General features: G+C 46.4%; 24 protein-coding genes and 2 rRNA genes. 23 read left to right on the top strand and 3 right to left on the bottom strand.

The annotated features are described in order from the left end of the window. The first annotated feature begins 113 nt into the window (after positions 1–113). Positions 114–2,306, top strand: coding sequence for an O-antigen ligase family protein (locus tag H70737_RS25575; protein ID WP_052404422.1), 2,193 nt, complete (start codon positions 114–116; stop codon positions 2,304–2,306). Here H70737_RS25575 and H70737_RS25570 read toward each other — a convergent pair. Together H70737_RS25570 and H70737_RS25565 are read right to left on the bottom strand one after the other, a co-directional pair. Next, positions 2,295–2,948 carry an SdpI family protein gene (locus H70737_RS25570; protein WP_042191828.1) on the bottom strand — a complete coding sequence of 218 codons (654 nt, stop codon included), beginning with the start codon at positions 2,946–2,948 and terminating at the stop codon, positions 2,295–2,297. The two genes, H70737_RS25575 and H70737_RS25570, sit on opposite strands and share 12 nt — an antisense overlap. A 2-nt stretch (positions 2,949–2,950) precedes the next feature. Further along, positions 2,951–3,289 carry an autorepressor SdpR family transcription factor gene (locus tag H70737_RS25565; protein WP_042194532.1) on the bottom strand — a complete coding sequence of 113 codons (339 nt, stop codon included), beginning with the start codon at positions 3,287–3,289 and terminating at the stop codon, positions 2,951–2,953. A gap of 217 nt (positions 3,290–3,506) precedes the next feature. Here H70737_RS25565 and H70737_RS25560 point away from each other — a divergent pair, with 217 nt between their 5' ends. The 19 genes from H70737_RS25560 to H70737_RS25470 all read left to right on the top strand — a co-directional run bounded on the left by H70737_RS25560 (position 3,507) and on the right by H70737_RS25470 (position 19,071). Next, on the top strand, positions 3,507–4,265 hold the full coding sequence (locus H70737_RS25560) for an SDR family oxidoreductase (RefSeq protein WP_042191827.1): 759 nt from the start codon (positions 3,507–3,509) through the stop codon (positions 4,263–4,265). A 355-nt stretch (positions 4,266–4,620) separates the two neighbouring features. Next, positions 4,621–5,235 carry an undecaprenyl phosphate transporter UptA gene (locus H70737_RS25555; RefSeq protein ID WP_042191826.1) on the top strand — a complete coding sequence of 205 codons (615 nt, stop codon included), beginning with the start codon at positions 4,621–4,623 and terminating at the stop codon, positions 5,233–5,235. Beyond that, positions 5,232–5,798: a thioredoxin family protein gene (locus H70737_RS25550; RefSeq protein WP_042191823.1), complete on the top strand. Its 567-nt coding sequence runs from the start codon at positions 5,232–5,234 to the stop codon at positions 5,796–5,798. Before H70737_RS25555 ends, H70737_RS25550 begins: the two co-directional genes overlap by 4 nt. A gap of 4 nt (positions 5,799–5,802) precedes the next feature. Beyond that, positions 5,803–6,432: an MBL fold metallo-hydrolase gene (locus tag H70737_RS25545; protein ID WP_042191821.1), complete on the top strand. Its 630-nt coding sequence runs from the start codon at positions 5,803–5,805 to the stop codon at positions 6,430–6,432. Between the two features lie 186 nt (positions 6,433–6,618). Continuing rightward, on the top strand, positions 6,619–6,942 hold the full coding sequence (locus tag H70737_RS25540) for a hypothetical protein (RefSeq protein WP_042191819.1): 324 nt from the start codon (positions 6,619–6,621) through the stop codon (positions 6,940–6,942). Between the two features lie 75 nt (positions 6,943–7,017). Then, positions 7,018–7,563 (top strand): RNA polymerase sigma factor SigY, encoded by a 546-nt coding sequence (sigY, locus tag H70737_RS25535; RefSeq protein WP_042191818.1) that lies wholly within the window; start codon positions 7,018–7,020, stop codon positions 7,561–7,563. Then, complete coding sequence (locus H70737_RS25530; RefSeq protein ID WP_042191817.1) at positions 7,550–7,885, top strand: YxlC family protein; 336 nt, start codon at positions 7,550–7,552, stop codon at positions 7,883–7,885. The genes sigY and H70737_RS25530 overlap by 14 nt, the downstream gene beginning before the upstream one ends. Further along, positions 7,882–8,094 (top strand): hypothetical protein, encoded by a 213-nt coding sequence (locus H70737_RS25525; RefSeq protein ID WP_042191816.1) that lies wholly within the window; start codon positions 7,882–7,884, stop codon positions 8,092–8,094. Before H70737_RS25530 ends, H70737_RS25525 begins: the two co-directional genes overlap by 4 nt. Positions 8,095–8,146: 52 nt before the next feature. After that, complete coding sequence (locus H70737_RS25520) at positions 8,147–8,338, top strand: PLDc N-terminal domain-containing protein (RefSeq protein WP_042191814.1); 192 nt, start codon at positions 8,147–8,149, stop codon at positions 8,336–8,338. Beyond that, positions 8,338–9,252, top strand: coding sequence for an ABC transporter ATP-binding protein (locus H70737_RS25515; RefSeq protein ID WP_042191812.1), 915 nt, complete (start codon positions 8,338–8,340; stop codon positions 9,250–9,252). The genes H70737_RS25520 and H70737_RS25515 overlap by 1 nt, the downstream gene beginning before the upstream one ends. Then, complete coding sequence (locus tag H70737_RS25510; RefSeq protein WP_042191810.1) at positions 9,249–10,019, top strand: ABC transporter permease subunit; 771 nt, start codon at positions 9,249–9,251, stop codon at positions 10,017–10,019. Before H70737_RS25515 ends, H70737_RS25510 begins: the two co-directional genes overlap by 4 nt. 244 nt (positions 10,020–10,263) lie before the next feature. Further along, the gene (locus tag H70737_RS25505; protein ID WP_042131017.1) at positions 10,264–10,647 is read left to right on the top strand and encodes a hypothetical protein; all 384 of its coding nucleotides are present in this window, start codon (positions 10,264–10,266) and stop codon (positions 10,645–10,647) included. Positions 10,648–10,769: 122 nt separating this feature from the next. Then, entirely contained in the window at positions 10,770–11,057 is a 288-nt protein-coding gene (gatC, locus tag H70737_RS25500) for an Asp-tRNA(Asn)/Glu-tRNA(Gln) amidotransferase subunit GatC (protein ID WP_042131015.1), read from the top strand. Positions 11,058–11,084: 27 nt separating this feature from the next. Further along, positions 11,085–12,542, top strand: coding sequence for an Asp-tRNA(Asn)/Glu-tRNA(Gln) amidotransferase subunit GatA (gene gatA, locus H70737_RS25495; protein WP_042191806.1), 1,458 nt, complete (start codon positions 11,085–11,087; stop codon positions 12,540–12,542). 11 nt (positions 12,543–12,553) lie between these two features. Next, positions 12,554–13,999: an Asp-tRNA(Asn)/Glu-tRNA(Gln) amidotransferase subunit GatB gene (gatB, locus tag H70737_RS25490; RefSeq protein ID WP_042191804.1), complete on the top strand. Its 1,446-nt coding sequence runs from the start codon at positions 12,554–12,556 to the stop codon at positions 13,997–13,999. A gap of 122 nt (positions 14,000–14,121) precedes the next feature. Next, on the top strand, positions 14,122–14,592 hold the full coding sequence (locus H70737_RS25485) for a GNAT family N-acetyltransferase (RefSeq protein ID WP_042191801.1): 471 nt from the start codon (positions 14,122–14,124) through the stop codon (positions 14,590–14,592). A 46-nt stretch (positions 14,593–14,638) separates the two neighbouring features. Beyond that, positions 14,639–16,549 (top strand): DUF4097 family beta strand repeat-containing protein, encoded by a 1,911-nt coding sequence (locus H70737_RS31390; RefSeq protein WP_231573346.1) that lies wholly within the window; start codon positions 14,639–14,641, stop codon positions 16,547–16,549. Positions 16,550–16,675: 126 nt separating this feature from the next. Further along, positions 16,676–17,107, top strand: a complete 432-nt coding sequence (locus tag H70737_RS25475) for a Fur family transcriptional regulator (RefSeq protein ID WP_042191799.1) — start codon at positions 16,676–16,678, stop codon at positions 17,105–17,107. A 242-nt stretch (positions 17,108–17,349) separates the two neighbouring features. Further along, complete coding sequence (locus H70737_RS25470; protein ID WP_042191797.1) at positions 17,350–19,071, top strand: glycosyl hydrolase family 18 protein; 1,722 nt, start codon at positions 17,350–17,352, stop codon at positions 19,069–19,071. A gap of 115 nt (positions 19,072–19,186) precedes the next feature. Here H70737_RS25470 and H70737_RS25465 read toward each other — a convergent pair whose 3' ends face one another. Further along, on the bottom strand, positions 19,187–19,552 hold the full coding sequence (locus tag H70737_RS25465) for a DUF2614 family zinc ribbon-containing protein (protein ID WP_042191795.1): 366 nt from the start codon (positions 19,550–19,552) through the stop codon (positions 19,187–19,189). Positions 19,553–19,679: 127 nt separating this feature from the next. Here H70737_RS25465 and H70737_RS25460 point away from each other — a divergent pair, with 127 nt between their 5' ends. The 3 genes from H70737_RS25460 to H70737_RS25450 all read left to right on the top strand — a co-directional run bounded on the left by H70737_RS25460 (position 19,680) and on the right by H70737_RS25450 (position 25,686). Then, positions 19,680–20,558 (top strand): nucleotidyltransferase-like protein, encoded by an 879-nt coding sequence (locus tag H70737_RS25460; RefSeq protein ID WP_042191792.1) that lies wholly within the window; start codon positions 19,680–19,682, stop codon positions 20,556–20,558. Between the two features lie 428 nt (positions 20,559–20,986). Continuing rightward, positions 20,987–22,544 (top strand): 16S ribosomal RNA (locus tag H70737_RS25455). Positions 22,545–22,757: 213 nt separating this feature from the next. Further along, positions 22,758–25,686, top strand: a 23S ribosomal RNA gene (locus H70737_RS25450). Together the 16S and 23S rRNA genes form the textbook arrangement of a ribosomal RNA operon. Positions 25,687–25,736 lie beyond the last annotated feature (50 nt).

Genomic DNA, 25,736 nt, shown 5'->3' with positions numbered 1-25,736 from the left:
ATTGGGACGGTACAGCTCCTTCGTGGAGAGGTATCGTCCTTTTTGCATTCTAGTTTTGCGAAGGGGAAATGTGGAAAGGATAGAGATAACTTAACGAATATAGGGGTATCTAAATGGGGAGCGTTAACAGAGAGCGGAGTCTGGATTCAATAATCGTATATTTTAGTGCAGCCTTAGTCATCGCAGCCGGAGTAGGAGCTTGTTTGCTGCGTGGATTTTTTTTTACAGAGGAGATGTACCTCTTTCTGACCCTATGGTTTGTGATGTGTTCTGCGGCTTTGCTTTATTTGTACATTGGAGTAGGCAAGTGGAGAAGTAGCGCAGGGGGAGCAAGTGGAGTACGTAGAGCTTTGAAAATAATGTTGACTGCACCTTTAATAGTTCTATCACTCTATCTGATTCATAGGCTAAGAGATCCTCTTTCGGCAGAGGGAACAATGAATGAAATATTACGGTGGGGCTTGTATGCTAGCTTTGCATTTTTGGTTTGTTTTTGCGCGTTGAATCGGGTGGGGCGTCAGCTTATCATTGCTGCATGGTCTATTTTGGGCATATTCTTAAGCATAAGTGCTTTGCTGGCAGTGTGCGGGGTGGTAGAGTTACCTTTCGCTATAGCTTACAGCAATTCATCGGAAGTAAGCATTACAGGTGCCAGATTAGCAGGGGTGATGGAATATCCTAATGCCTTTGGTGCTGTGATGGCTGTTTTTCTACTGGAGCGGCTGTTTGCTGTCGCTGCTTATTATGAAAGACCTCAGAAGAGTGTGGATGGATGCGATAGATTGGAACGGCGAGAACCGCGCAGCACGGCCGCCGTGCTGCTGCGCTTGCTGCCGCTGTTCCCGTACGCCGCCGCGCTGCTCCTCAGCGAGTCGCGCGGCGCGTGGCTGACGGCGGCTTGCGCCTGCGCCGCCGTCTTGCTCTGGAAGCGGCAGCTCATCGCGCCGCTTCTTGCCGCTGGTGCCGCGCCCGTGGTCGCCGCGGCGCTGCTCTACCGCCAACTGGCCCGTGCCGGGTTGGCGGTAGAGCCTTTGCCCGGCCTGCTGTTGCTGGCCGGGCTTTGGGCCGGCGCGTTGCTAGCCGGCCTATGGCTGTGCCGCCGCCAGCGCAGCGCGGCGGGCATTGCCCGAGCCGCCATGCTGGCATTGGCGGCAGCAGGTTGGACGGCGGCGGGCACTGTCGTCCTCCTGCACGTGCGCGAGCGGATCACCGGACCGTCATCGACGGTATCCGCGCGTGGTCTGTTCTACCGCGACGCCTGGCGGCTGACGGTAGAGGCACCTTGGCTGGGGCGCGGGGGCGAGACTTGGCGGAGTTCATACCTCGCCGCCCAATCTCGCCCTTATGTTGGCAGCCAAGTGCATAGCGGTTATCTCGACATCCTGTTGAACCTAGGATTTGTTGGCCTGGCAGCCATACTGCTTATGCTGCTAGCAGCAGGCTGGCTGCTGGCTCAGAGATCGCCGCGTCTACTGCCGCCATTTTTGGTTATCGTTATGCATAGCGCAGTCGATTTTGACTGGAGCTACGGATTAATCTGGCTGCTGCTTTTTTGGCTGCCAGCACTTGCCCTGTCTGAATATGAGCACAAACATCAATCTGCGAATACCCGCTTTACGTCCATAAGTTTGTTCACCACTCATTTCGCATCCGCGAACCTCAGCGCCCCTATCCCTGCATTCGCGAGTATGTCACCCCCATATTCCCGCCGACTATTCATCACTGTCGCCTGCTGCCTTTGTCTCATGCTATCTGTATTGTCCCTTCACGCCACACAAGGAGAGAGGTACTACCGGCAAGCAGTTCAGACGGTTGATCCCTCGGTGAAGGTAGATTTGCTAGAGCAATCACTAGCGTGGAATCCCCAGTCTCCTAAAACAGCTGTAGCATTATCCAGGCTACTTACGGGTGAACAAAGCGTGAGTATACTCCAGCAGAGTTTGCAATATTCTCCGGAGAATGCAAGTTTAAACTGGGAAATGGCTAGACGATGGATGTACAGTGATGATCCGGGAGCTGCATTATATTGGATACGCCGAAGTATTAAGCTCGATAAATACAACTCTGTTAAGTGGGTCAAAGGGATTGAAGGCATGCTTATGATGGGCCGGAAGAAGTTAGCGGAAGGGAATCGAATGGAGGCCATAAGCTGTATTGCCTCAGGGAACGAGCTTCTGCGGGAGTATAGAGTGTTGGCAGAATACGAGGCAAGTAAAGGTGAGCAGCATAATGACCGGAAGTTCCAAATAACAGAACAAGCCGACGACCTGAGTCGACGGCTTAGTGTATTGGCTTCACGATTTTAACTGACGTGAAATGATCCAAGAGTACAGAACAGGAACGAGAATAACAAGTACAAGAGCCGTAATAATAAGGGTCTGAGACAAGGTGCCGCTCAAAAAGGCTCCCCCAAAAATAAGCAATCCGCCGATCATCCACATTCTTCCGGAGAGACGATGTGTTTTTCGCCACACCTCTGGGCTAGAGAGCGTCCATGCTGTGCGAACACCGAACAAATAATTATCTTTTACCTGTGGCATGTAGTTGCCGAGCGCAATAAACATCACTCCTAGGGCTCCTATAGCAATTTTACCCACATTAATCTCTTTACCCAGACCGTAAGCAACCGTGAGCACGAGCATGAGATTAAAAAGCACCCCAATAGCGAGTCTGCTCATAGCATAGGCATTTTCGAACTTCTTATAATTTTCCCGTTTAGGATCAATGCTACGTGTGAACTGCATGATCAGCGGAAGCACAATGCCCAGGATTCCGAACATAAAAATAGCTATATTTTTATCCCAATACCGGTTGACTTTACCTGTAATTCCCCACTGCGCGGGCAGCTCCTGTGGCAGCTTGCCATAATTGATTAAAGCATAAGCTAATGATGCTAAACCTAATATTACAATCAGTGTATCTTGCCATCTCCATTTAAAATCCTTCATCTTCAATCATCCTCCTTCTCAGAATGCATATTCTGACGGCTTTGTTTTCCGTCACGTGATTTGCTTTCCGTCTCCGATTGCTTTCCCGTACCTGTTAGCTCGAGCAACCAGCCAAGAACCTCTTCGAGAACCGTCGTATTTAATGAATACATAATGAATTGACCTTTTCGTTCATCCTGTACGAGATCGGCATGCTTCAGTGCATTCAGATGGTGAGAAATGCTTGGCTTTGACATGTTGAAAAAATCAGCAATTTCACCTGCGGTTCGGTCCTTTTCCCTTAGTAACCGAATGATTTGGCGACGGGTAGGATCAGCTAGTGCTTTGAAAGACTCATTCATATTCCACCCACCATTTCGATATTTAGGTAACTGTCTAAATATATAATAACCATTCTTATTCTTATCTGTCAATGCGTATTCTCCTGATTTTGATTAAGAAAGAAATTGTCACCGAATCTTTGGATTTACCGCCGTTTGCGGCTATGCCCTTGCTAATACTAACTGTGGGCAAGTATTCGATGAATGGTTCGAAACATAGAAGCAGAGGAGAGGATATATGATGCTGACGAATAAGGTTGCAGTTGTTACAGGTGCGGGTTCTGGGATTGGGGAAGCAATTGCTCTTCTTTTTGCCCAGCAAGGGGCTAAGGTTATTGCTGCGGACATCCATCTGGGGGATGTTGAAGCGGTGGCCAAGAAGGCAGAACAAGGTCATGGCAACGGGGTGGTGTATCCTGTAAAGGCAGACGTTTCGAAGGAAGAGGATACTCAGCGAATGATTGATGCCGCAAGTACACAATTTGGTGGACTTCATATTCTCGTTAATAATGCGGGGATCATGGATAAAATGACCCCGGCTCATGAAATCACAGACGACTTATGGGAGAACGTAATTGCAGTGAACGTCACCGGACCCATGAGAGCCATTCGTAAGGTCCTACCGATTTTCATGGCACAAGAAGGTGGATGTATCATCAATGTAGCATCGATCGGCGGCTTAGAGGGATCACGTGCAGGAGTGGCCTATACTGTCTCCAAGCACGCTGTCATCGGTATGACTAAAAATGTAGGGTATCAGTACTCGAAGCTTGGAATTCGCTGTAATGCTATAGCACCAGGTGGGGTAAAGACGAATATTGATTTGTCTAATCCGAGTACTTTTGGTAGTCAAAAGGCAGGAGATGGTATGGCGTCCATGCCGCGAACAGGGGAAAGCAGCGAGATCGCATCGATAGCTTTATTCCTGGCTTCAGAAGCTGCGAGCTTCGTGAATGGAACGGTAATAACGGCGGATGCCGGATGGACCGCTTATTAAATAGCTTTTACATTTTAGACAAACAGGTGTCCATTTCCATCTTCATGCTGGAAGTGTACACCTTTTCTGGTTATACAGGTCGTTCTAACTCTTTTTAAGAGAGGGTCTATATAGGGTAATGGCCTCGCGCTGTAAGTAGATGTGATAAGGTTGCTTGTGCTAGAATAGGCTAAGAGAAACTGGAAAATAGAGCAGAGCGGCAGAGCTTTTAAAAATATAAGAAAGTATAAGTTTAGCATCTATACTTTATGTTCTTATATTTCTCGCTTAAACGCTAAGCGTCTTTATATAGACGCCAAAGATGTTTATGCTAGATACATAGCCATATTCTGCGGAAAAGGGAGGAGGAGTACGGTTGCATGTTATTTCTGATCTGATCTCAACATTGTTTGAATGGATTCAGAGTCTTGGTTATTTTGGGATTATGATCGGACTTATGATTGAAGTTATTCCGAGTGAAATTGTACTGGCTTTCGGTGGCTTTTTAGTATGGAGTGGAGATATTAATTTTTTTGGCGCCGTATTATTCGGTACGATCGGCGGAGTCATTGCACAGATTTTTGTGTATTGGATTGGCCGTTATGGTGGCAGACCTGTTTTGGAGAAATACGGGAAATATATTTTCATTCAAAAGAAGCATATTGACCATTCGGAAGAGTGGTTCAATAAGTACGGGACTGGCGTAATCTTTACAGCACGTTTTATTCCGGTTGTTCGTCATGCCATTTCCGTTCCAGCTGGGATATCGAAAATGCCTTTAGGTAAGTTCACTTTGTTGACTACGCTTGCTGTTATTCCATGGAGTGCTTTGTTTGTATATCTGGGTATGACCTTGGGGAATAAATGGGAAGATATTGACAAAGTAGCAGCTAAGTATACCAACGAAATTATACTTGTAGCGATCGCTCTGATCATCATTTACTTTGTGTTTAAATGGTACAAATCCAAGAAAAAGGGGACTACAAAATGAAGCAGAATGTAGCTCAAAAGTTTGGAAAAGGCCTAACACCGCGCCAATTCGTAGAAAGTATGACGAAGAATCAACAGGCTTTTGAATCCTGGTATGAGAAGTTTAATTGGGAAGATGAGAGCGATAAGGAATATTTCGAAAGTCTGAACCATCGCGACGATTTGCGGGTACTTATCCTAGCAGCGGATTGGTGTGGAGACGTAGTACGCAATGTTCCTGCTGTATTCCGTATTCTGGAGACGGCGGGAATGAAGACAGAGGTATTTATTTTGGAAGAGAATCCGGAGCTTATGGATGATTTCTTGACCATGGGTGGCAGATCTGTCCCAGTCGTGATTTTTGCAGACACTGGAGGATATGTGCTCGGACATTGGGGTCCTAGACCAGAGCATGTGCAGCGTATAATGAGAGAGTTCAAACGTGAGAATCCTGACCGTGAGGCCGCTGATTACGACAGCAAAATCGCAGAAGCACGTAAGGCCATGGGGCAAGCCTATGGGGAAGGAACGGAATATCAGGCAGTTATCGCAAAAGAACTGCGTAGTCTGATTTCCGGATTCTAGACCGATGCTTAATATACGTTCATTTAATCTGGGTCCGCTTCAAACGAATGCCTACTTACTGACAGGTGCGGATCCTGCGAAGGGTATCATCGTAGATCCTGGTATGAATCCTGCTGCATTAGTGCGGAGTATCGAAGGAATGGAAATCGAAGCTATTTTGTTAACACATGCACATTTTGATCATATGGGCGGTGTAGACGAAATTCGTAAAGCTAAGAAATGTCCTGTTTATTTACATCCACTTGAAAGTGAATGGCTAAGTAGCCCCAAGCTGAACGGTTCACTAATGTGGTCGGAGGTGTCACCTCCTCTAGCTACAGATCCTGCGGAATATGATCTGGCAGAAGGGCAAGTTCTGCAATTCATTGGACACACCTTCCGTGTGTACCATACACCTGGTCACTCTCCAGGCAGTGTAAGTTTCCTTTGTGGAAATGATCTATTCTCCGGAGATGTACTCTTTAAAATGGGAGTTGGGCGCACAGATTTACCTGGTGGTAGGGAACGGGATCTGTTCGATTCTATTCGTGGCAAGCTATACAAAATGGATGACGAAGTGAAGGTTTATCCAGGACATGGTCCACGGACAACCATTGGATTTGAAAAGATTCGAAACCCTTATGTTCCTCAATAGACGTTGGTTCTAGTAGAACCGACAAAAACCGAGGAAGTTTTAATAGACAAAAGACTACAAAAGGACTAGAATGAGGTTAATTAAATGTAACATTAACCTCGCGAAGCACGCAGACTGCGGAATTAATCCCGGTTTGCGTTCTTTTTTTTGTCTTCATATAGGCTTAAAAGCATGGAGGGAAGTAGAATGGAGAAGAATATATACTACCCGCTGGACTACGGTTGGTATGACTCCAAGGAGAAATGGAACCATTTTTGCAGCAGTAATTGCCGTTTTTTTTCGGAGTGTTCAGGAAAGGGTGGCTTTTGTTCATCCATAGAACGTAGAGACATACAATTTGAAGATAAGGAACTTCGTAAGGGCTTGCTTCAGGAGGCCTGTGGGGTTTACGGGGGAGTACCAGTGGTTTCAGGAGGCGAGCTCAGAAGAACGCCTCTTTTTTGGCATTTTCCGGCAAGGAAAGGGATAATTCAGCCCTGGCGGCGTAAGTTGTGGGATCTCAAAAAATAATTATGGAGTGGAATGAACGATTCATAATACATATTCGTACTACAAATAGAAACGAAATCTTGAATGGAGGGGCAGATGAGCGATCAGTCGCTGGAGAGAATCAGACGGGCACAGCAGGGAGATACTTCAGCACTGTCTTCACTGCTGCGAGAACACTATACTTTTTTATTCAAATATTTAATCAAGGTGACCATGGACCCGTTGCTGGCAGAGGATCTTGTACAGGACACCATGGTCAGATGTATGGAGAAGATCAACACCTATAACGGAACTTCTTCCTTTTCCTCTTGGTTAATCACAATTGCCACCAGAATATTTATTGATCGCAAGCGGCGCTGGAAGCGTGAAGCGGAATGGAAACAGCGGGAGCAACAGGAACAGGGGATCCGTTCGATTCGTTGGCGATTTGAGAGCAGGGGGGAAGAGTGGAGTGAAGTGCTGGATTCCCTCTCCAAATTACCTTCTGCGCAAAGAGTGGCTGTGCTACTGAAGCATTACTATGGCTATAGTTATGACGAAATTGGCGAAATCCTGCGAGTTCCTTCAGGTACAGTCAAGTCGCGTGTATCCCTTGGACTTAACCAACTACGAAAGGAGCTGAATGAGGATGGAGAAGGATAAAGATAAGGAGCCTGAGTTGTATTTGCATAAGCTTTCAGATGAGCTTGACCGGTTAGATGCACAATATAATGACATCACACCACCTTCATTACAGGAACTGGAGAGGTTAATGGTTGATGCCTCTGTGCATAGAAAGAGCATGGAACGTAAAGAGCTGCTGTTATTCTGGGGCATATCGTTGATCCTGATCAGCGTATTTCTATCCATTCTCGGTTCTGCACCGATGATCTATTGGATTATTCAAGCGATTATTCCTATTGCGGGACTCAGTGCTCTAGGAATAGCGAGGATCAGGAGGAACAGAGAAGGTGCGCAAGAATGAATGAGCTGCAGGATGTGCCTCTATGGTTATGGTTTTGCATAGCGATAGCATTAATGCTGCAAGGGACATTGCTATTCAGGGACGCAAGACGACGCGGAAGAAAAGCCTGGTTCTGGGGTCTATGGGCTATAACTACAGTTCCTTCACCCGCTTTGGTCTATTTACTTGTTGTCATTCTACCGGAAAGACGTAGGAGAAAGAAGATGTGAAGGTCCAGGATATGAGCTCGTTCCTTTCATTACACAAAAGGAGTGGTACTTCATGGAAGATGTAAATTGGGGATTAATTATGCCGTTGATCATTTTGCAGGCTTTACTGGCTATTATCGGTTTGATTTCTTTAGCCAAAGCAGATAGAGTACGCGGTCCAAAATGGATGTGGATTATAATCATTATTTTCGGAAATATATTAGGCAGCGTAGCTTATTTCACGATAGGAAGGAAAGATGTCTAATGTCACTTCTTCAAGTTACGAATTTGCGCAAAAGCTATGGGGCGCATATTTCCGTACATGATATAAGCTTTGATATTGAAAAAGGGAGATGTGTCGCTTTACTAGGACCCAATGGTGCAGGCAAGACGACCACACTACGTATGCTGGCGGGTCTTCTAGAACCTACCTCTGGAATGATTTCGTTTGAGGGGAGCCGTCCTGGAGCAGAATATCGCAGAGGACTAGGATATGTACCGCAATCTCCAGCCTTTTACGGTTGGATGACTGGACAGGAATATGTTGTGTTTGCTGCAAAGCTTAGTGGAATGGGAGCTAAAGAAGCAACAAGCAGCGCTTTGGAATCGCTTATACGTGTAGGCCTCAAAGACGATGCACGCCGCAAGATTGGTGGATATTCCGGGGGGATGAAGCAGCGGTTGGGTCTCGCACAGGCACTTGTGCATCGCCCTCGACTGCTTTTACTGGATGAGCCCGTATCTGCACTTGATCCGATCGGCCGCAGGGAAGTGATGGAATTGCTACGAGAAATACGTGAAGAGACAACGGTAGTTTTCTCCACGCATGTGCTGCATGACGCGGAAGAGATTTGTGATGATATTATTTTAATGAATCATGGACGCATTGCTGAGCAGGGGTCTCTGTCGCAGCTTCGTTCACAATACAGCCTTCCTGTTATTCGTTTACGTACCGAGAAGCACAAAGAAGCCATTCAGTGGCTGGAATCTCTTGCCTCCAAGCCGTTTGTACTGGATTCGGAGTTGTTTGGAGATCATGCGGTATTTAATGTGCATGATGTAGAAAAGGCCCGCCAGACGATTTTGCAAGAAGCAGCGCAGCTCGAAATTCCATTGCTGCAATTTGAAGCAGGCTCTTCCACATTAGAGGATTTATTTATGAAGGTGGTGGGCGTATGAGCAGCACCTGGGTCCTTTATCGAAAAGAAATGCTCGAGATGGCTCGCAGTTATAAGCTAATCTGGATACCTGTCGTGTTCATCATTTTAGGCATTATGCAGCCTTTAACTATTTATTATTTGCCGGAAATATTAAAAGCCTCCGGGGATGTGCCCCCAGGTCTGCTGGAAGGGTATGAAATACCGCATGCCGCAGTTGTGATGGCGCAAGCACTGGGACAGTATGGAACAATTGGAATGCTGGTATTGGCGCTAGGCTCGATGAATACTTTAGCTGGAGAACGCTATAGCGGAACTATGGAGTTAATTCTAGTAAGACCTGTTTCTCCCGCAGCAATAGTGATCGCTAAATGGACAGCTCAACTGACCCTGCTTGTTGTTGCGCTTGGATTGGGTGCAGCGGGTGCAGCTTATTACACGGAGCAGCTAATTGGTTCAGTACCGTGGGGCGATGCTATCGCAGCTTCAGGAGTATATGGTTTGTGGTTATTATGTGTTGTCTCGGCTACGTTGTTGTTTAGTGCCTTTTTAAGACCGCCAGTAGCTGCTTTTTTAGCACTGGCGTTAATGGCTGGATTGTCATTAGGCTTAAGCTTATTGCCTACATGGTTTGACTGGACACCCGCAGGACTTTCCGGACTGTCAGCAGGAATTCTTACAGCTGGAGAGGGCTTTAGAGCAGGTCCATATCTTTCTGCCGGTGTATTGATCATAATTTGCCTTGTTGGGGCTTCGCTTTTGACAAGGAAGAATAACTTTCCCGATTGATTATTAAGCTGTACTGTATCGAATATAGTATATTTAAAAATATAAGAAAGTATAAGTTTCACACTATACATTTTCCTTCTATTTCTCGCATAAACGCATATCGTCCTTAGGGGAGGCCGAAGGCGTTATTGCTTGGTAGAATTTTCAGGATCGTCTGGACTGCCGCTAGACAGTTCTATCTTTTTTTAGTAGACTGTTGAAACAAGCAAAATCATGATAGATTTTGGGGTCAGGAGGTAGGGCGATGCTGCGTTTAGGAGAAAAGATTGTCATTGTTGCGGACGCTTTTGAGCAGAGTCTTCCTATCGGGGAATACGGCTACCTAATTGCTTACGACCGCAATCCCGATAATGCGTTTGACTATGTTATACGTGTACCGGAAGCCAACAGGAACTTTTATGTTCCGGCTGAAGACATTGAGGCGGAAGAACATTTATTAGTAGCTGAGGCTGAAAGAGCAACGCATGAAGCGTTAATTGATTATGCTTTGTCCACGTACAATGAGAAGCTGTTCCATCATTTGATGAACGGTGAAGATATGGATACAGAAGAGACGGAAACAACGTCAACCGAAAGCATGTCCCAAGCAGATTTCATCAAACAAGTGAATCTTAGAGCTTGGATTTAAGGAAGGCCGGCGAAAGCCGGCTTTTTTGTTATAACCCCATCATTGAATTGTCCAAGCTTCTACAATATAATTAAAAACGTTATCCGGGCGCTTTAGCCCTTTAAACAGGAGGGATTTATCTTATGAGCATTACCGTTAAAGATGTGCAGCATGTGGCCAAGCTGGCTCGTCTGCAATTGAGCCCGGAAGAAGAGGCAACCTTTACAGAACAAATGAATGCTATTTTACAATATGCTGAGAAGTTGAATGAGCTAGATACGGAGAATGTGAAGCCGACCACGCATGTACTGCAGGTCAGTAATGTGATGCGTGATGATGTTGTGAAGGAAAGCCTAACGCAAGAGGAAGCACTTCTTAACGCGCCGGATGATGAAGACGGACATTTCAAGGTTCCAGCTGTTTTGGAATAACTACATAATTAGAAAGGGGGAAGAATCTTGAGCCTGTTTCAAAATCGATTGCCTGAAGTACATCGCATGTTAACTGCTAAAGAAGTATCGGTCAGTGAACTGACTGAAGAATCGCTGGCGATTATCGCTGAGCGGGATAAGAAAGTAAATGCATTTTTGACCTTGAACGAGGAGGGCGCTCGTAGCACCGCACGCGCTTTGGACGACAAACTGGCATCTGGAGCAGCACGTGGATTGCTGTTTGGTCTTCCTGCCGGAATTAAGGATAATATTGTAACTAAGGGACTACGCACGACCTGTGCCAGCCAATTTTTGAAAGATTTCCAGCCGATTTATAACGCTACTGTGGCTTCTAAACTGCAGCAGGCAGATGCTGTAACGATCGGTAAATTGAATATGGATGAATTCGCAATGGGTGGATCTAATGAGAATTCAAGCTTTGGTCCTGTACGCAATCCTTGGGATTTAGAGCGTGTGCCCGGCGGTTCCAGTGGCGGATCTGCTGCTGCAGTAGCTGCTGGCGAAGTATTCTTCTCACTAGGTTCGGATACTGGGGGTTCCATCCGCCAGCCTGCTTCCTATTGTGGTGTTGTAGGTCTCAAACCTACTTATGGTCTTGTATCACGTTATGGACTGGTAGCCTTTGCTTCCTCACTCGATCAGATTGGACCATTAACACGTAATGTAGAGGATTCTGCATATGTGCTTCAAGCGATTGCTGGTTATGATGCCCAGGACTCTACTTCAGCTAAAGTAGAAATTCCTGATTATTTGAGTTCTCTGACTGGTGATGTTTCCGGACTTCGCATTGCTGTACCTAAGGAATACTTAGGAGCAGGTGTCGATGCTTCTGTGCGTGAGACAGTCTTGTCCGCACTTAAGGTGCTGGAAGGAATGGGTGCTGTCTGGGAGGAAGTTTCATTACCACATACGGAATACGCAGTAGCAGCTTATTATTTGCTGTCCTCTTCGGAAGCTTCATCTAACCTCGCGCGTTTTGACGGTGTGCGTTATGGTGCACGTGTAGATGAAGGCGGAGGATTGCTTGATCTATATCTTAATTCCCGCAGTCGCGGCTTTGGCCCTGAGGTCAAACGTCGTATTATGTTGGGTACTTATGCACTCAGCTCCGGGTATTACGATGCATACTATTTAAAAGCACAAAAGGTGCGTACTTTGATTAAACAGGACTTTGATGACATCTTTAAAAAATATGATGTGGTCATCGGGCCAACAGCGCCTACGACAGCATTCAAATTAGGTTCACAGACGGAGGATCCGCTGACCATGTATCTGAACGATATTCTCACGATTCCTGTGAGCTTGGCAGGTATTCCTGCCGTTAGCGTTCCTTGTGGCTTTGCGGAAGGCATGCCAGTAGGTTTGCAAATTATCGGTAAAGAATTTGACGAGAGTACGATTCTGCGTGTTGCTCACGCGTTTGAACAAAATACTGATCATCACAAGCAGCGTCCACAGCTGTAGTAAAGGAGGGAATGGGATTACTTATGTCTAAATACGAAACGGTCATCGGCTTAGAGGTTCACGTAGAACTTCATACCAACTCCAAAATCTTTTGCGGATGCTCCACTGAATTTGGAGCTCCGCCTAACACACATACCTGTCCTGTCTGCCTGGGTCACCCCGGCGTATTGCCAGTTCTTAACAAACAAGCGGTAGATTACGCTATGAAAGCAGCGATGGCGCTAAATTGTACCATTGGTGATGTTAGTAAATTCGACCGCAAGAACTATTTTTACCCGGATTCACCGAAAGCTTATCAGATTTCGCAGTTCGATCAACCTATCGGTTTGAACGGCTGGATCGACATTGAAGTGAATGGAGAAACGAAACGGATTGGTATTACTCGTCTTCATTTGGAAGAGGATGCGGGTAAGCTAACGCACGTAGATGGCGGTTTTGCATCGCTCGTCGATTTCAACCGGGTGGGAACACCGCTTATCGAAATCGTATCTGAGCCAGACTTGCGCTCGCCAGAGGAAGCTCGTGCTTATCTGGAGAAAATCCGTGCCATTATGCAATACTGCGACGTATCCGATGTCAAGATGGAAGAGGGATCGATGCGCTGTGATGCGAACATCAGTCTACGTCCAGAAGGACAAGAGGAATTCGGCATTAGAGCAGAGCTTAAGAACATGAACTCCTTCCGCGGTGTGCTGCGTGGACTGGAGTATGAACAATATCGTCAGGCTGAGATCCTGGATGATGGTGGAGTAGTTGTACAAGAGACTCGCCGCTGGGATGAAGCCCAAGGGAAAACTTTATCTATGCGTGGAAAAGAAGAAGCGCACGATTATCGTTATTTCCCAGATCCAGATCTGATCGTGCTGCATATTGACGATGCCTGGAAAGAATCCATTCGTTCGACGATCCCGGAACTACCGGATGCAAGACAAGCTCGCTACAGTGAAGAACTGGGTCTTACAGCTTATGATGCTGGCGTGATCACTTCCTCTAAACCGCTAGCGGACTTTTTCGAAGGATGCCTTACTTATACGCAGGATGCCAAGGCTGTAGCTAACTGGATCATGGGTGAGTTGCTTGCTTATTTGAACAGTAATAACCTGGACTTGTCTCAGGTCAAAATTACACCGCAAGGGCTCGGGGAAATGATCGGCCTCATTGCAGGTGGAACTATCAGCAACAAGATCGCTAAAACGGTATTTAAAGAAATGCTAGAGAGCGGTAAATTGCCTGCTGCAATCGTTGAGGAAAAAGGTCTGGTACAAATCAGCGATGAAGGTGCCATTAAAGGAATTGTGGAAGCTGTCGTAGCTGCCAATCCACAATCAGTGGAAGATTATAAAGCAGGTAAACAGAAAGCCATCGGTTTCCTCGTAGGACAAGTTATGAAAGAAAGTAAAGGTAAGGCAAATCCAGGTCTTGCGAATAAACTTCTGATCGAGGTATTGAGCAATTAAAACGATTATCGTCTTTAGTAGTCGATAACGTTGTTTATACTTGGGGTAATATACTTATGTAATAAGCTAAGGGCTTGTCGGCAACGGCAGGCCCTTAGCGGCATATAAGGGGACTAACAGGGATGAATACAATTATTAAGCTAAACCTCCAGGATGATAGTACCGTTAATGAACTATGGAGCCTCCAGCATAAGGCCTACCGGCTAGAAGCGGAGTTAATAGGGTTTCGTGAGATCCCGCCGCTTATGGAGACGAGAGAGATGCTCAGCCACTCTAAAGAGGATTTTTACGGCTGCTTTGATGAAGATGAAGAACTGATGGGTGCTATTGCTATAGAAGAAGAATCCCCGGGCAAACTCACGATTACGCGGATGATGGTGGGACCGGACTTTTTCCGCAGAGGTATTGCAAGCAATCTCTTGGAATATGTATTTGAACATTTTTCAGGGATGGAGCAATACATCGTATCTACGGGGAAGCTAAACCTGCCTGCCGTTTCTTTGTACAGCAAGCATGGTTTTGTACCGATGGGATCGCAGGAAGTTGCTCCCGGTGTGGAATTGATTGATTTTTATCGGAGTGGTTCACTTTGAAGAAGCATATACACAGACCCATGTTTACGAAAGGAGGAGCCGAGATATGACAAATGATTCTGCAATACTCTCAGCGCAGGAAGAGCAGCGGGGTTCAGCCGATCTTGAGACTACGGAGAGTGAGATTCAGAAGAAGATAATCCCTCCACGTCCAAAACGGCGCCGCCGCAAACGCAAATTTATCGCTGGACTATTGGCAGCTCTCATCCCAGGAACTGGGCACTTATACTTTGGGCTTCTCCGCAAAGGAATTACCTTTATCTTCTTGATACTATTGGATATCTCAGCTTTAATTTATTTCTCATCCATTGGAATGCAGATTAATGTTCCGTTGCTTATTTTACTTGCACTAATTATTCCGGCGATATATTTCTATAATGTGTATGATGTACTGCAATCAGCAGACAAGATTCTCCGTTACCCTGAAGATCAAGAGCTTGATGATTCTGTGGCAAAAATAACTTCACCTCCTAAGCGTCGTAGTATCGTCAGTGAACCTGGTGTATCCTTTGGATTTCTACTTCTTTTAGGGGGAGCGCTTCTCATTCTGTTTCGCCAAAAGCCAGCATGGCTGCAATTTTTTATTGAGCATTACTCCGAAGTGGCCGTGTCTGCAGTTTTATTATGTGGTGGTATATATGTAGGAGCGAGAGAAATTGTCAGAGGAATCGTTTCGCGCAAGAAAAATGAGTCTCATAACCGGCGTGTAGGAAGATATACGGCATCGGTCTTGCTTATTGCTATGGCCATCCCGTTGTTTCTGGATTGGAGAGACGGGTCGGATTATATGCTTTTACTCTTGAAGTGGTGGCCGGTCATCCCAGTGTTATGGGGGATTGAGTTCCTGTTCATGTATTTCTTCTCTGGTCGTTCAGGCTCTGTACAAAAGGGAACAAGAATCAGATTGGATTTACGCGGCCTTTTATCTGCTATATTGCTTGCTGCGAGTGTGTTTATCGTTGCCGAACAAGAACATTACTTATATCTGTGGAAAAATGTGAGTCTCAATCTTACTGCAGCTGCAGTCGACTATGGCGAGGCGAAGGGAAGTAAATTTCAGAAGGCTCCGCTTATTGTTCCAGTGAAGTTAAATACAGCCAAAATATCCGTTGATGGTATTAATGGGGATATTTTATTGCATCGGGCTCCCGTAGATAATATTCAAATTACTACTACAGTTTGGGTAGATCAATTGGAAGGTCCGATGGCTGAGGCCATTTCGGAACAGTCCTTTGTGGATGTTGTTGAAGGACCAACTATAAAAATCACTTCAAACAGCAAGGCGTACGGAGAATCAGGTAAGCGTCAGCCGCGGATGGATTTGGACATTTCTTTGCCGGAAGACCGCCGGTTTAATCTCGATGTTCGCACTATGAATGGTGGGATCACCCTGCAGAACATAGAAGCGATCGAAGATATTTCGCTGGAAACGGGGAATGGAGAACTTATTCTTCATCGTATCTTTGGTAATGTGAAAGGGAAAACACTGAATGGAGCTGTGCGTGCGAGATCCGTCCAGGGCAGCGTTGATTTATCAACGAGCGGTGGCAATATGAATGCTTGGAATGTCACAGGAGCCTTGAAATTATCAACGGCAGTTGGCAATATCGGTGCAACCGGGAATGAAGCCGAGATCGATATTTCTAGCAAAAATGGTAATTTAGAGATTGATGGAGCCAGATCGAAGCTGCATGCAGAATCCTTGAATGGCATCATTGATGTTCGTTCACATGAAGTCGGAGGAGACTGGGACATTTATAGTGCAGTTGGCGATATTCAATTGCATTTGCCGCAGTTAGGGAACTATAAGTTGAATGGCTCAAGTGGATATGGCGATATTATTTCAGATTTACCTACCTTAACCATTGATAAAAAGAAGATATCTGGTGAAGTGGGCACAGGTGAGTTCAAGATTCAGGTTGAGGGAAACAGCAACTTAAATGTGAGAGGTTATTGAAAAAAGTAATTTTTCTTATATAATAATGAATATAATGTATCGACTTCGTTGACAAGATTGAAAACCCAGTCTTACAATTATAAGAAATATTTCTTTTATTTTTAAATTTAAAAGGCGGTGACAGTCATGGGGAGTGGCGTACAACATGCATTGGAACAATTAAAAACAACAGGTGTCCGTATAACGCCCCAGCGTCATGCGATTCTTACGTATTTGATGGAAGCAATGAATCATCCTACAGCTGACGATATATATCGGGCATTAGAGCCTAAATTTCCGAGCATGAGCGTGGCAACCGTATATAATAATCTCAAGATGTTTATGGAAGCTGGCATGGTTCGTGAGTTGACCTATGGGGATAGCTCCAGCCGTTTTGATGCCAATGTGTCTGATCATTATCATGTTATATGTCAGAAATGCGGTAAGATTGAGGATTTCAGTTATCCTTCGCTTAGGGATGTAGAGCTGCATGCTGAGCAAGCTACAGGCTTTAAGATTACAGGATTGCGTATGGAGCTGCATGGATTTTGCAAAAGTTGTAGAGAGAAGCAGCATTAAGACTAGAATAGAACGGTATCAAGGCGATCTACCAAGTTATCACTAAACGTGCGAAATCCGAAAGCGGAGGACTCACGTTTTTATTTTTTTACAAATATAAGAACGACAACGTCATTTCTTCTTGAATATAACAATTTGTAGGATAAATGACTATTTTCTACTGGTTATACGAAACCAAGTGGATGTTATAATCGTAATGTTAGACTCTATTAAAAATCATATTATTATCTGGAGGATATATTTTGGACAGAAGACTGGGACAGAGGCGCGTCAAAAAGCGCGGAGGTTTTTTTAGGCGGTTATTTGGACTTTTAATCATTGTAGCAGCAGCATATTGGGTAGTGTTTTATGTATTGCCAAATCGTCAGCACATAGATGTAGATTGGAAAGCTCAAGCGCATCCCATCTTTGTAAAAGGAGAGCATACAGGTTATTCTGCCTCGGGGACTGGGGATAGCATGCTATTACCATTACCATTGTTGCAAGAGTATGTGGATCCTTCCATTCGTTATGAAGAGAAGACGAAATCGGTCATCTTATCAACGGATAGTGAGCTTCTTTACATGCAGGAGGATAAGACTGATGCTAGTCTGAACAATCGTCCGCTGCAACTGCGGTTAGCACCTGAAGTAAAGGAGAAAGTGACCTACCTTCCTGCGGATGTATTAGAAGATCTATATGGGTTTGAAATACAGGAGGATACAAATACCGGAGCAATACTACTAATGACGGCAGGAGAGTCTGTCTCGCTAGGAAAAGTTAAAGGTGAAAAAGGCGACAAGGCTGTAGCTCTACGAAATGAGGCATCCATCCACGCACCTATAGTTGCGGATATGTCTCCTGGGGCAGTCGTGAATATTTGGAATGAAGAAAATAAGGACTGGCTGTTTGTACAATTAAGCAGCGGTTATGCAGGTTATGCCAAGGCAAGTGACATTGTTCGGGATGGTCAAAAGACAGTGGAACCGAAAAAATCCACGCCAACACGCGCTGAACGTAACTGGAAAGGGAAGTCAGTGAATTTGTATTGGGAGGCTGTTTACCAACGCAAACCTAACCCAGAAACCTTCGGTGAGCTACCAGGCGTTAACGTGGCTAGCCCAACCTGGTTTAGTATTATAGATGGCGATGGCAATGTGCGCAGTCAGGCCGACAGTGCGTATGTGCAGTGGGCGCATGGGCGCGGGTTAGAGGTATGGGGGTTGCTTAGCAATAGCTTCGATCCAGACATGACTACTGAGGCATTGTCCAGCTATGAGAAACGGATGAATGCAATCGTACAAATCTTAGAATATTCGGATTTATACAATTTGGATGGAATTAATATCGATTTTGAGAATGTGTATACGAAAGACGGAGAGAATGTCACTCAATTTATGAGAGAGCTAAAACCGATGGCTCAGGCTAAGAATCTAATCGTCTCCATAGACGTGACACCTAAATCTAATAGCGAGATGTGGTCAGCATTTCTTGATCGTAAGGCTCTTGGGACATTAGTCGATTATCTAATCGTGATGGCTTATGATGAACATTGGGCAGCTAGCCCTATCGCGGGCTCTGTTGCCTCCTTACCTTGGGTAGAGAATTCAATAAGCCGGATCATAGAGGAAGACAATGTACCGCCTGAGAAGGTGATTTTGGGGATCCCATTGTACACCCGCATCTGGACTGAGGCTCAAGTAGATGGCAAGACAAAGGTAAGCTCCAAATCCGTAAGTATGAATGCCGTTGAAAAAATTATCAAAGAGAAGAAGCTAACTCCTACATTTGATAAGGCTGCTGGGCAGAATTACGTAGAGTACAAGGAAGATGGAGCTCTTAAGAAAATATGGATAGAAGATAAGGTGAGCTTAAAATCAAGAGTTGAGCTTGCTAAGTCCATGGGGCTTGGAGGCATCGGATCATGGAATCGCAGTTTTAGCAATCCATCAGCATGGGAAGCATTACAAGAGATTCATAAGTAATCATAATTTCATTTATAACAAACAAAGAGGCTCCCATATCGGGGGCCTCTTTGTTGTATTAGCAAATATTTGAGTGCATTTTAACTAGTTAGTAATGAGCCTCTGTAAGGTGTGTTTAGTGGTTTAGTTGCTGATGCTCAAGCTGATCTGCAGTAATAGTGGCCTCGGCCGGATCCATAGTAAGAATAGTGTGGCAGAACATACAGCGGTCTGTTTTACCGAGCATCTTGGTCAGCTTGTGACACTCAGGGCACTCTAGCTGAACTGCACTCGTTGAGAGCATGCCAGCCCAGAAATAGATCGCAAGACTTGCCATCATGGAAATTAAACCGATTACAAGTCCGATTCCAGCGAATACTTTCCCAGTCGATCCCCAGAATACGATGCCTGCTGTACCCAAAACCATAAGTCCCATTCCGAGCATTGTGAGCAGTAATCCCCATGTGCGAAAAGCGTTGATCTTAGCCGTTTTAAACTTCATGAGTGTTTGCTCCTAACTAAATATAGTTGGGTTGTCCAGAAGGAACTGTCTTTCATATGTAGAATAATAATTATAACTGAATTATAACTGACTGGACGCAAATTCGCCAAATTTAATGGAGGGAAGCATGGAATTATCCAATGTAACTTTGTTGAGTGGAGAAACGTTTGAAGAAAATGTTTTAGGAGCTGTCGCTTTGCGGCAGAAAGGGAGTACTCCTTTTCAAAGCGCGCTACTTCACGATTTTGATATGGTTGTGTTAGTTTTACATGAGGAACAGGATTTAGAACATATTGTTCGCCACACCATTGCCGGTGACACACGGACCCAGTCAGTCCATATTGGCCTTTCCGCTTTGGAGCGGGCTGTCATGGCGGGAGATAATAACGAGCTCCTTACTAGTTTGATGATTGGGGAAGTGATCTGGGATCCCAAAGGAATACTAGGGGATATGCGCCGGGAGATTTTACAATTTGAAGGGCCTCTTAAGGAACGAGTTGAGTTCATGGAGTTTGCGCGATTCTTGCATTTGTATGTGAAATCTAAACGATATATAGAAGCTGGCTACATTATGGATGCGTATAACTGTGTATTGATGGCTCTATATCATTGGGCAAGAATAGAAGTGAGTGAGTCTGGTTCATTTCCAGAGCCGGCTGTTTGGGAGCAGGTTAAAAGTATGAACACTTCGGTCCATAAACTATATGAGGAACTAACCATCAGCACGGAGACCTTAGAGCAAAGAGTAGAGCTTGTTCTTCTAGCCTGTGAATTTGGGATCATGTCCAAAATGACGGATTGTTGTGCATTGCTTTTCAATATTCTGAATAGTCGTAAGGAAGCATGGAGTATAAAAGAATTACTACAGCATTCTGGCCTGTGTCAATTAGAGGCTGAGTTGCCCCTAGTTTTACGAAAGCTTGTTTCTCGTTCGCTAATCCGTGAGATTACTTTATGGGCTGACGGTCATGGGGGAGAGGGGCATGCGATCCGATATACCTTATAAAGAAGAAATTAGATGCAGGATTTGCCGGTAATCTATAGATAAAATAAGTAGGGATAGGGAGAGGCTGAGCACTCTCTTTTTTGTTTGCTCGCTATTATGATGCGCTCATATTTATTCTAATAAATTTATGGTTGACTCTTTCCTAGTTCATGTGTTAAATTATAACTCGTCCCTCTGACACAGAGATGTGCTTTCGAAAACATTCGAAAGACAACCGAAAAAAGAAATTAAAAAAAAGGTTGACTAAAACGAGGACGATGTGATATATTATGAAGGTCGCTGCTGAACAACACAACGACGAAATAAACAGATTGATCTTTGAAAACTGAACAACGAGTGAGTAGGAAATCACGAAAGTGAAATCCAAAATTAGAGAATTAATTTTCTCGTCAGATGTTTCAAAATGAGCATATCGCTCTTTTCAATACTAATTGGAGAGTTTGATCCTGGCTCAGGACGAACGCTGGCGGCGTGCCTAATACATGCAAGTCGAGCGGAATCATTTTGAAAGCTTGCTTTCAAAATGATTTAGCGGCGGACGGGTGAGTAACACGTAGGCAACCTGCCCCTTAGACTGGGATAACTACCGGAAACGGTAGCTAATACCGGATAATTTCTTTTTTCTCCTGAAGAAAGAATGAAAGACGGAGCAATCTGTCACTGAGGGATGGGCCTGCGGCGCATTAGCTAGTTGGTGGGGTAACGGCCCACCAAGGCGACGATGCGTAGCCGACCTGAGAGGGTGAACGGCCACACTGGGACTGAGACACGGCCCAGACTCCTACGGGAGGCAGCAGTAGGGAATCTTCCGCAATGGACGAAAGTCTGACGGAGCAACGCCGCGTGAGTGATGAAGGTTTTCGGATCGTAAAGCTCTGTTGCCAGGGAAGAACGTCCGGTAGAGTAACTGCTATCGGAGTGACGGTACCTGAGAAGAAAGCCCCGGCTAACTACGTGCCAGCAGCCGCGGTAATACGTAGGGGGCAAGCGTTGTCCGGAATTATTGGGCGTAAAGCGCGCGCAGGCGGTCATTTAAGTCTGGTGTTTAAACCTTGGGCTCAACCTGAGGTCGCACTGGAAACTGGGTGACTTGAGTACAGAAGAGGAAAGTGGAATTCCACGTGTAGCGGTGAAATGCGTAGATATGTGGAGGAACACCAGTGGCGAAGGCGACTTTCTGGGCTGTAACTGACGCTGAGGCGCGAAAGCGTGGGGAGCAAACAGGATTAGATACCCTGGTAGTCCACGCCGTAAACGATGAGTGCTAGGTGTTAGGGGTTTCGATACCCTTGGTGCCGAAGTTAACACAGTAAGCACTCCGCCTGGGGAGTACGGTCGCAAGACTGAAACTCAAAGGAATTGACGGGGACCCGCACAAGCAGTGGAGTATGTGGTTTAATTCGAAGCAACGCGAAGAACCTTACCAGGTCTTGACATCCCTCTGAATCCACTAGAGATAGTGGCGGCCTTCGGGACAGAGGAGACAGGTGGTGCATGGTTGTCGTCAGCTCGTGTCGTGAGATGTTGGGTTAAGTCCCGCAACGAGCGCAACCCTTAACTTTAGTTGCCAGCAAGTAATGTTGGGCACTCTAGAGTGACTGCCGGTGACAAACCGGAGGAAGGTGGGGATGACGTCAAATCATCATGCCCCTTATGACCTGGGCTACACACGTACTACAATGGCCGGTACAACGGGAAGCGAAGCCGCGAGGTGAAGCCAATCCCATCAAAGCCGGTCTCAGTTCGGATTGCAGGCTGCAACTCGCCTGCATGAAGTCGGAATTGCTAGTAATCGCGGATCAGCATGCCGCGGTGAATACGTTCCCGGGTCTTGTACACACCGCCCGTCACACCACGAGAGTTTACAACACCCGAAGTCGGTGGGGTAACCCGCAAGGGAGCCAGCCGCCGAAGGTGGGGTAGATGATTGGGGTGAAGTCGTAACAAGGTAGCCGTATCGGAAGGTGCGGCTGGATCACCTCCTTTCTATGGAGAATCGTCTTCTGCAATGAAGACATTCAAATCGGAAGCTAAGCTTCCACAACTCACTCGTTGCTCAGTTTTGAGAGTTTAAGCTCTCAAATAAGACTTGATCCTTGAAAACTGGATACCGAAACGAATTTGCGTTTTAGAACATCTTTTAGCAACTTGTGCAAACAAGTAAATGTTATTAGTGAGATTTTTCTTAGGAAAAATCAAGGTTAAGCTAATAAGAGCACACGGAGGATGCCTAGGCGCCAGGAGCCGACGAAGGACGTGGCGAACAACGAAACTGCCTCGGGGAGCTGTAAGCAAGCTTTGATCCGGGGGTGTCCGAATGGGGAAACCCAGCTGTGGTAATTCGCAGTTACTCATCTCTGAACACATAGGAGATGTAGAGGCAGACCAGGGGAACTGAAACATCTAAGTACCCTGAGGAAGAGAAAACAATAGTGATTCCGTCAGTAGCGGCGAGCGAACGCGGAACAGCCTAAACCTAAGAGCTTGCTCTTAGGGGTTGTGGGACGTCTCACATGGAGTTACAAAGGAATATGGTAGGTGAAGAGGTCTGGAAAGGCCCGCGATAGAGGTAAAAGCCCTGTAACCTAAACTGTGTTCTCTCCGAGACGGATCCCGAGTAGTGCGGGGCACGTGAAACCCCGTATGAATCCAGCAGGACCATCTGCTAAGGCTAAATACTACCTGGCGACCGATAGTGAAACAGTACCGTGAGGGAAAGGTGAAAAGCACCCCGGAAGGGGAGTGAAATAGAACCTGAAACCGTGTGCTTACAAAAAGTCAGAGCCCTATTAATGGGTGATGGCGTGCCTTTTGTAGAATGAACCGGCGAGTTACGTTTAACATGCAAGGTTAAGTCGAGAAGACGGAGCCGCAGCGAAAGCGAGTCTGAATAGGGCGATTGAGTATGTGGACGTAGACCCGAAACCGTGTGATCTACCCCTGTCCAGGGTGAAGGTGCGGTAACACGCACTGGAGGCCCGAACCCACGCATGTTGAAAAATGCGGGGATGAGGTGGGGGTAGCGGAGAAATTCCAATCGAACTCGGAGATAGCTGGTTCTCCCCGAAATAGCTTTAGGGCTAGCCTCGGTATAAGAGTAGTGGAGGTAGAGCACTGATTGGGTGCGGGGTCCGCAAGGATTACCAAGCTCAGTCAAACTCCGAATGCCATATACTTATTGCCGGGAGTCAGACAGTGAGTGCTAAGATCCATTGTCAAAAGGGAAACAGCCCAGACCATCAGCTAAGGTCCCCAAGTGTGTGTTAAGTGGGAAAGGATGTGGAGTTGCACAGACAACCAGGATGTTGGCTTAGAAGCAGCCACCATTGAAAGAGTGCGTAATAGCTCACTGGTCGAGTGACTCTGCGCCGAAAATGTAACGGGGCTAAACACACCACCGAAGCTATGGCTAGATACGTATGTATCTGGGGTAGGGGAGCGTTGTATGTGGGTTGAAGGTGTACCGTAAGGAGCGCTGGACAGCATACAAGTGAGAATGCCGGTATGAGTAACGAAAAGATCAGTGAGAATCTGATCCGCCGAAAGCCCAAGGTTTCCTGAGGAAGGCTCGTCCGCTCAGGGTAAGTCGGGACCTAAGGCGAGGCCGAAAGGCGTAGTCGAAGGACAACAGTTTGAAATTACTGTACCACCGTAATCCGCTATGAGCGATGGGGTGACGCAGGAGGGTAGTGACGCGGACTGATGGATATGTCCGTCTAAGCAGTGAGGCTGATGTGTAGGCAAATCCGCACATCGTTAAGGCTGGGCTGTGATGGGGAGCGAAAATTGTAGTAGCGAAGGTCATGATCTCACACTGCCAAGAAAAGCCTCTAGCCAGGAGAAGGTGCCCGTACCGCAAACCGACACAGGTAGGCGAGAAGAGAATTCTAAGGCGCGCGGAAGAACTCTCGTTAAGGAACTCGGCAAAATGACCCCGTAACTTCGGGAGAAGGGGTGCCCCGGTAGTGTGAATAGCACGAGGGGGCCGCAGTGAAAAGGCCCAAGCGACTGTTTAGCAAAAACACAGGTCTGTGCGAAGCCGCAAGGCGAAGTATACGGGCTGACGCCTGCCCGGTGCTGGAAGGTTAAGGGGAGTGGTTAGGGGTAACCCGAAGCTATGAACCGAAGCCCCAGTAAACGGCGGCCGTAACTATAACGGTCCTAAGGTAGCGAAATTCCTTGTCAGGTAAATTCTGACCCGCACGAATGGCGTAACGACTTGGGCGCTGTCTCAACGAGAGATCCGGTGAAATTTTAATACCTGTGAAGATGCAGGTTACCCGCGACAAGACGGAAAGACCCCATGGAGCTTTACTGCAGCTTGATATTGAATTTGGGTACGATCTGTACAGGATAGGTGGGAGCCGTAGAAATCGGAGCGCAAGCTTCGGTGGAGGCGCCGTTGGGATACCACCCTGATCGTATCTAGGTTCTAACCTAGTACCCTAATCGGGTACGGGGACCGTGTCAGGCGGGCAGTTTGACTGGGGCGGTCGCCTCCTAAAGAGTAACGGAGGCGTTCCAAGGTTCCCTCAGAATGGTTGGAAATCATTCGAAGAGTGCAAAGGCATAAGGGAGCTTGACTGCGAGACCTACAAGTCGAGCAGGGACGAAAGTCGGACTTAGTGATCCGGTGGTACCGCATGGAAGGGCCATCGCTCAACGGATAAAAGCTACCCTGGGGATAACAGGCTTATCTCCCCCAAGAGTCCACATCGACGGGGAGGTTTGGCACCTCGATGTCGGCTCATCGCATCCTGGGGCTGAAGTAGGTCCCAAGGGTTGGGCTGTTCGCCCATTAAAGCGGTACGCGAGCTGGGTTCAGAACGTCGTGAGACAGTTCGGTCCCTATCTGTCGTGGGCGCAGGAAATTTGAGAGGAGCTGTCCTTAGTACGAGAGGACCGGGATGGACGTACCGCTGGTGCACCAGTTGTTTCGCCAGAAGCATGGCTGGGTAGCTACGTACGGACGGGATAAGCGCTGAAAGCATCTAAGCGTGAAGCCCCCCTCAAGATGAGATTTCCCAATTAGTAAGACCCCTTGAAGACGACGAGGTAGATAGGTTGGAGGTGGAAGTGCAGTAATGCATGGAGCTGACCAATACTAATCGGTCGAGGGCTTATCCTACACTTAAGACGCAAATTCAATTCGGATTCAGTTTTCAGGCATCAAGCCTG

Origin of the sequence: Paenibacillus sp. FSL H7-0737 (genome assembly GCF_000758545.1) — a bacterium.
Lineage (GTDB): Bacteria > Bacillota > Bacilli > Paenibacillales > Paenibacillaceae > Paenibacillus_AQ.
This window is presented reverse-complemented; position numbering and strand designations above follow the sequence as displayed.

Bases quoted from the DNA above. Each gene is read 5' to 3' on its own strand.
- H70737_RS25575 (WP_052404422.1), top strand. From the start codon at position 114: ATGGGGAGCGTTAACAGAGAGCGGAGTCTGGATTCAATAATCGTATAT.
- H70737_RS25570 (WP_042191828.1), bottom strand. From the start codon at position 2,948: ATGAAGGATTTTAAATGGAGATGGCAAGATACACTGATTGTAATATTA.
- H70737_RS25565 (WP_042194532.1), bottom strand. From the start codon at position 3,289: ATGAATGAGTCTTTCAAAGCACTAGCTGATCCTACCCGTCGCCAAATC.
- H70737_RS25560 (WP_042191827.1), top strand. From the start codon at position 3,507: ATGATGCTGACGAATAAGGTTGCAGTTGTTACAGGTGCGGGTTCTGGG.
- H70737_RS25550 (WP_042191823.1), top strand. From the start codon at position 5,232: ATGAAGCAGAATGTAGCTCAAAAGTTTGGAAAAGGCCTAACACCGCGC.
- H70737_RS25545 (WP_042191821.1), top strand. From the start codon at position 5,803: ATGCTTAATATACGTTCATTTAATCTGGGTCCGCTTCAAACGAATGCC.
- H70737_RS25540 (WP_042191819.1), top strand. From the start codon at position 6,619: ATGGAGAAGAATATATACTACCCGCTGGACTACGGTTGGTATGACTCC.
- sigY (WP_042191818.1), top strand. From the start codon at position 7,018: ATGAGCGATCAGTCGCTGGAGAGAATCAGACGGGCACAGCAGGGAGAT.
- H70737_RS25530 (WP_042191817.1), top strand. From the start codon at position 7,550: ATGGAGAAGGATAAAGATAAGGAGCCTGAGTTGTATTTGCATAAGCTT.
- H70737_RS25525 (WP_042191816.1), top strand. From the start codon at position 7,882: ATGAATGAGCTGCAGGATGTGCCTCTATGGTTATGGTTTTGCATAGCG.
- H70737_RS25520 (WP_042191814.1), top strand. From the start codon at position 8,147: ATGGAAGATGTAAATTGGGGATTAATTATGCCGTTGATCATTTTGCAG.
- H70737_RS25515 (WP_042191812.1), top strand. From the start codon at position 8,338: ATGTCACTTCTTCAAGTTACGAATTTGCGCAAAAGCTATGGGGCGCAT.
- H70737_RS25510 (WP_042191810.1), top strand. From the start codon at position 9,249: ATGAGCAGCACCTGGGTCCTTTATCGAAAAGAAATGCTCGAGATGGCT.
- H70737_RS25505 (WP_042131017.1), top strand. From the start codon at position 10,264: ATGCTGCGTTTAGGAGAAAAGATTGTCATTGTTGCGGACGCTTTTGAG.
- gatC (WP_042131015.1), top strand. From the start codon at position 10,770: ATGAGCATTACCGTTAAAGATGTGCAGCATGTGGCCAAGCTGGCTCGT.
- gatB (WP_042191804.1), top strand. From the start codon at position 12,554: ATGGGATTACTTATGTCTAAATACGAAACGGTCATCGGCTTAGAGGTT.
- H70737_RS25485 (WP_042191801.1), top strand. From the start codon at position 14,122: ATGAATACAATTATTAAGCTAAACCTCCAGGATGATAGTACCGTTAAT.
- H70737_RS31390 (WP_231573346.1), top strand. From the start codon at position 14,639: ATGACAAATGATTCTGCAATACTCTCAGCGCAGGAAGAGCAGCGGGGT.
- H70737_RS25475 (WP_042191799.1), top strand. From the start codon at position 16,676: ATGGGGAGTGGCGTACAACATGCATTGGAACAATTAAAAACAACAGGT.
- H70737_RS25465 (WP_042191795.1), bottom strand. From the start codon at position 19,552: ATGAAGTTTAAAACGGCTAAGATCAACGCTTTTCGCACATGGGGATTA.
- H70737_RS25460 (WP_042191792.1), top strand. From the start codon at position 19,680: ATGGAATTATCCAATGTAACTTTGTTGAGTGGAGAAACGTTTGAAGAA.